Here is a 5,948-nt window from a genome sequence, read left to right as displayed (position 1 = left end):
TGGGTGGAATTTATTATGGTTTGCCGCTATGGCATTAACACTGAAGTCCCATAAGGTTTGCGTTGTTTTGCTTTGGTTGCTTTTGAGCCAAAAGTGATGAAATGGGGTGATCCCAAGCCCTCTGCCAATATCACCAAATGCATGCTGGTAACTATCGCCTTGTTGGCCCCAATTTTCAAATTGAATACCAAGTTTATAAGTGCCTTGAGTGCGCTTTAAAAAAACGTGTTCATCAAGCCCCAAGACATTGTTGAAAGTCTGTATCGCAGGGATAGTTGCCTCCCCTACACCAACAGTTGGAATATCGGGTGATTCTATTAAAGTGATTGATAGCTGCTTAGAAAACACTTTTGCTAACATCGCAGCGGTCATCCAACCTGCACTGCCGCCGCCTAAGATAACAATTTTTTCTATCGCTTTCATTTATCACTCCTCACAAATAAAAAAGGGATCTCTATTGAGATCCCTAGTATCTTGTCTCAATCGCGTTTAATACAACTGAATCATACTGACTTGGGTATATTTAATTAAAATTTATAAGCAAAGCCTAATAAATAATTAGCCCCATAGCTTTGATAATCACGTACCGTTGCTTTATTGCCGTCATGATAAGTTACAAACGGCTCATCAGTTAAGTTTTGTGCTTGTAGCGATACAGTAAGACCTTGTAATGCTTCAATGCTAGACTCAGAGAAATCGTAACCAATTTGGGCATCCCAGATAGTCTCTTCTGCAACAACGACCGTTGTTCTTGCTAATGATAGACCATTTACTTCACCTAAGAAGTCAGAGCGGTAACGCATACTCACACGTGCTTGAAAACCGTAGTTTTCATAATAAAGTGTCCAGTTATAAACTTTATCTGGTAGACCTGGAATTTCTTCTTTCTCACCATTGAGGTTATCAAGTGAAGAATCTAAAAAGGTAGCGCTAATAACTGTACCAAAGCCTTCAAGGCTATCGCTGAGTATATTACCTGGTAATGTCGCTGTTAACTCAAGGCCTGATACTTTTGCATCGCCTACGTTATCCCATGCGCTCACTAGACCTTGGTTAGTGATCGGCACTTCACCATTAGGTGTATCAACATCAGCAAAATCACCCACTATTTGCGTGTTGAACTGCCAATCTTCTATGTCTTTATGAAATAAAGCAGCTGCAAAATAACCTTCCGCACTAAAGTAATACTCATACGATAAGTCGATTTGATTAGCAATAACAGGACGCAAACTTGGGTTACCGCCACTTGCACTCCACGGTGAATTTTCTAGATTAGTCGGTGGTGTTGTAACGTTGTTTTTTGCCGCATCAAAGCTGTAGCTGTTACTTGCATTCATACGATCCATACGTGAACGCGACATTGTACGAGCTAAACCAAAGCGTAGCATTTGATCTTCAGTCAACGATAAGTTCAAGTTCAAGCTTGGTAAAAATTCAGTATACTTGTCGCCTGCTCTATTTGATTGTACACGGACAAGGCCTGTATCCGGATCTGAATCAACCGCATAACCGTCAGAGCTTTGATCTGTATTTACAATTTGCAAGCCCACGTTGCCGCGTGCAGGTAAACCAAACAATTCAGTATCTAAATCAGCTTTAACATAGGCAGTTAAAATATCCTCTTGTACAGTCCAAATATTTGCCCAACGGCCTGTATCAGTATCAGCTTGATTAAATGAATCGTACGCGCCGCTGTTGTATAGGGCTAACGAATCATATGCAATCATGTCACCCATACCAATAAAATCAAGTGATACTGAGCCTAGGTAATATTCATCTGGGATACGCACCATTTCAGGATACTGCTTGAGGCGCAGGTACTCACCGGTATCTTGTTTATCTTTTTCACGGCTGCTGTAGTTAACACCAAATTCAACTTGGCTTATCGGACTATTTTCAATAAACGTTTTTGCACTGAGCTTTAATGATGCTAATTCATCTTCAACATGTGGTCTATTTAAAAAGCCATCTTGACCATCGCCACCAACAGCACTACTCCCCCAAGTACGCGCTGCACCCAGTTGAAATAAATCGCGGTCTGAATAATCAAGTGTAGGGGTAAAAATGGCGCCAGCCATACCACTGTCAAGTCTGTATTGTAGGTTATCACCAAGGCCTTCGTTGTCACCACGTCCTGTCGCTGCATAGCTTTCAAGACCCCAGACATCACGTTCAACCTTTGAATAACTCACATCAGCAGCCACTTGCCAGCTGTCATTTATATCGTATTCAACGTTAAAACCAAGCGCGAGTAAATCAGCAGTCCTGAAGTTTACGTCATTACGAACTAAGGTTTTAATATTATTAACTTGGCCTTGAGTAACAACGCCACCATTGGTGGCTAACGTTTCATAATTTGTATCTGCACGACCTGAATTTAATGGCAGCTCTATGCCTCGTAATATTTGCTTATCTTCAAAATCAACATACATCGCATCGGCGGTAATATGCAGTTTATCTGATGGTGCAAATTCAAGCACACCTAAAAAGCTATCTCTTGTTAGCTCTGATGAACGTGCATAAGGCTTAGCGCCCTGTAAACGTAAATTGCCGTCAGCACCACTTGGATCATAACCCCATGCATTCCAGCGTTGTTCTTGATTTGGTGATTCCATGTGGGCATAAGCAAATGCAACACCAATGGTATCGTCAGCAAATTGATCTACATAACCAAACGAACCACGATAACCTTTATTATCCATTTCTGGATTAACTGCATCCATTTCGTTTTGTTCAAAACGCACATTTGCAGTAATTGATTGTTCACCGGCTGAGAGAGGACGCGTAGAGCGTAAATCAACGGTACCGCCAATCCCTTGAGTCGTTAAAGATGCGTCTGGCGTTTTGTATACAACAACTTCGCTGATCACTTCTGACGGGTATAAGTCGTATTCAACACCACGGTTATCACCAATCGATACTTGCTCACGACCATTAAATGTTGTGGTACTAAAGTCTTCGCCCATACCACGAATAGTAATTGAACTTGCACGGCCATCTAATCGTTGCGCGGCAAGACCAGGTAGACGCGCAATTGATTCTGCAATAGACGAATCTGGTAACTTACCAATATCTTCTGCTGAGATTGCCTCTACTACTGAGCTGCTGAAACGCTTAGTGTCAATAGCTTGAATTAAACTACGACGAAAACCTTTCACTTCAATGACTTCTAAATCTTCATTCGCAGTTGTTTGTTGCTCAGCTGCAAAACCTGACATGCTAGTTAAGCCTGCGGTTGCAAGTGCAATTGTTAATATACTTGGTTTGAACATAGACATGATGTGTTTCCCGTTACCCAATTTTATATTACTAACTTTTAGCGAGTTGCTTGTGATAGAAGCAAACCATTTGTTAGCTATTTTGTTGTCAGGATGAATATTAACGCCCGCCTTATTTTTTTAACAACTTTATGCATACGTATTCAGGCTAGTACAAAACCAACAAAGTTAACAAAAAATTCACACAAATAATGGCAACACCTTGTTTTTATAGGTATAAAGAGGGGATAATTGATCATTCTATTTTATAAAAGAAATATGTACTGCATCGAGCTCCTTCAGCGCGGCGATTTACAGTTTAATACCTTAATTATTAGTGCATTCACACTTTGCATTCGAGTCCCGATCGCCCCCCTCACAAAATGCCAATTGGTAAGACCATTAATGGCGCTGCACCATAACGCTACAGAACCCATATAATATGCACCAAGTTGGATTTGCTACTTTGTTAATGATACGAAAACGAGAATTGGTAAACATCTATTTGCCGCTCACATACCTTTGTTAATAGGTTTTTCAGAAGCTGTTTTCCTTATCAAAGCGATCTATTTAGCATGCATACGTATGCATCCTTTTTACAGTATCAAGCCCTTCACGTATGCTTTTTAAAAAATAACGTAGTTTGCTTTAATCGAACTGCTAACAAGATTACGAACACACCATTTCTAAACAGTAATAATTGCTAGGGTAAAATGGGGAGTGTTGTCACGATGGAGAAAAAAATGGCTCAACAGCAGTGGTATAAGGGTGCCGTGATTTATCAGGTTTATCCGCGCAGTTTTCAAGATACCAACGGTGACGGCATTGGTGATTTAAAAGGGATCATCAGCCGGATAGACTATATTAAAAGTCTGGGTGTTGATGCTATTTGGATCTCACCATTTTTTAAATCACCAATGAAAGACTTTGGCTATGATATCAGCGATTATCGTGACGTAGACCCTCTTTTTGGCGATCTTAATGACTTTGACGAGCTCATTGCACAAGCTCATCAACGCGATATTAAAATTATTATTGATCAAGTATTGAGCCACACATCAGACCAACATCAATGGTTTTTAGATAGCCGAGAAGACAAAACTAACGCCAGATCTGATTGGTATGTATGGGCTGATGCAAAACCAGATGGCACCCAGCCAAACAACTGGCTTTCAATTTTTGGTGGCCCTGCTTGGCAATGGGAGCCGCGTCGTGGCCAGTATTATTTACACAACTTTTTTACTGAACAACCGGATCTTAATTTTCATAATCCAGATGTACGTCAAGCAGTATTAGATAATGTTGAGTTTTGGCTTAAAAAAGGGGTAGATGGTTTTCGCCTAGATGCAATTAACTTTTGTTATCACGATGCACAGCTACGTGATAACCCAGCTAAACCGCCAGAAAAACGCCAAGGCCGTGGTTTTAGCGAAGATAATCCGTATGCTTTTCAGTATCACCATTATAATAATACCCAACCTGAAAATATTAGCTTTATGCAAGATATTCGTACCCTGTTAGACAAATATCCTGGTACCGTGTCTTTGGGTGAAATATCATCCGAGGATTCACTTGCTACTATGGCTGAATACACCGCCGGTGGCGATAAACTGCATATGGGTTACAGTTTTGAGCTACTAACCAATGATTATAGCAGTGAGTATATTCGTACAACGGTTAAGACATTGGAAGAACGAATGACAGAAGGCTGGCCTTGCTGGGCCTTTAGTAACCATGATGTAGAACGTGTTGCTAGTCGTTGGAGTAACAATGGTGAAGTAAACCCTGCGCAGTGTAAAATGCTTACCGCCCTACTCGCTTCATTGCGCGGTAGTGTATGTATGTACCAAGGTGAAGAGCTAGGTCTTGGTGAAGCAAGTGTGGCGTTTGAAGACTTACAAGACCCATATGGGATAACTTTTTGGCCAAACTTTAAAGGCCGAGATGGCTGTCGTACGCCTATGCCATGGCATAATGATGACGGTGAACAGGCCGGATTTTCTGCAACGAAACCTTGGTTACCTGTTGACGAAAACCACAAACACCAGACTGTAAGCAAACAAGATAGCGATAGTGATTCGATTCTAAATGCGTTCCGCCATTTTATGACATGGCGTAAGCAACAAGCTATCTTACTCGAAGGCGATATTGAATTTATTAATACCCCTGAGCCATTGTTAGCTTTTTACCGTCGTTTTGCAGGCCAAACTATGTTGTGCGTATTTAACCTAGCTCAAGAGCCTGCAAGCCTCAACATTGAACACACTGATATTGTGCAACATACAGAATTGAATCATCACAATGGCAGCTTAGAGAAACAAACCCTTACCCTACCCGGTTTTGGTTGTTTTTACGCAGCCGTTAGTTAATATTTTTTAGTAATATAAAAGGGATTTGCAAGATTGTAATTTCCTTTTCGAAAAAGAGTAATCGGTCATAATCTATATTGTGGCCGATTTTTTGATTCTTTATCAACTATAGTTCTTTAAATAATACCAATCTGCATAAAGATTAAGTCAATTTTATCCAGTCTCTAGAGCATTTGCTTTTAACCGTATCTGGGACTGAAATGAATTTATTCCACGCTTGCGAAACCTGTTCGACTATTTCTTCATAACCACTAAACACACGATTAGATAAACAGTGTTGCCGTATCCAACTCCATACTTGCTCTATTGGATTTAACTCCGG

General features: G+C 40.6%; 3 protein-coding genes and 1 pseudogene. 1 reads left to right on the top strand and 3 read right to left on the bottom strand.

Annotation, left to right across the window (positions count from 1 at the left end; genetic code table 11):
- Both H5232_RS21890 and H5232_RS21885 read right to left on the bottom strand, forming a co-directional pair.
- Window positions 1-423, bottom strand: a 423-nt coding sequence (locus H5232_RS21890) for a tryptophan 7-halogenase (RefSeq protein ID WP_182831514.1), incomplete at its 3' end; no start/stop codon positions are given.
- 104 nt (window positions 424-527) lie between these two features.
- Entirely contained in the window at window positions 528-3,278 is a 2,751-nt protein-coding gene (locus tag H5232_RS21885; protein WP_182831513.1) for a TonB-dependent receptor, read from the bottom strand.
- Window positions 3,279-4,000: 722 nt separating this feature from the next.
- Between H5232_RS21885 and H5232_RS21880 the strand changes: the two genes are divergently transcribed.
- Window positions 4,001-5,626 (top strand): alpha-glucosidase family protein, encoded by a 1,626-nt coding sequence (locus H5232_RS21880; protein WP_182831512.1) that lies wholly within the window; start codon window positions 4,001-4,003, stop codon window positions 5,624-5,626.
- Between the two features lie 142 nt (window positions 5,627-5,768).
- Here the strand turns inward: H5232_RS21880 and H5232_RS21875 are convergent.
- Window positions 5,769-5,948, bottom strand: a pseudogene (locus H5232_RS21875) (IS630 family transposase); the annotation flags it as partial.

It is taken from the genome of Pseudoalteromonas sp. SG41-5 (assembly GCF_014164495.1).
GTDB classification, from domain to species: domain Bacteria; phylum Pseudomonadota; class Gammaproteobacteria; order Enterobacterales; family Alteromonadaceae; genus Pseudoalteromonas; species Pseudoalteromonas rhizosphaerae.
Note: the sequence above shows the minus strand (reverse complement) of the source record. Positions and strands in the feature narration are given on the sequence as shown.

Excerpts from the sequence above, each read along its gene's own strand:
- H5232_RS21880 (WP_182831512.1), top strand. The coding sequence starts at position 4,001 with ATGGCTCAACAGCAGTGGTATAAGGGTGCCGTGATTTATCAGGTTTAT.
- H5232_RS21885 (WP_182831513.1), bottom strand. The coding sequence starts at position 3,278 with ATGTCTATGTTCAAACCAAGTATATTAACAATTGCACTTGCAACCGCA.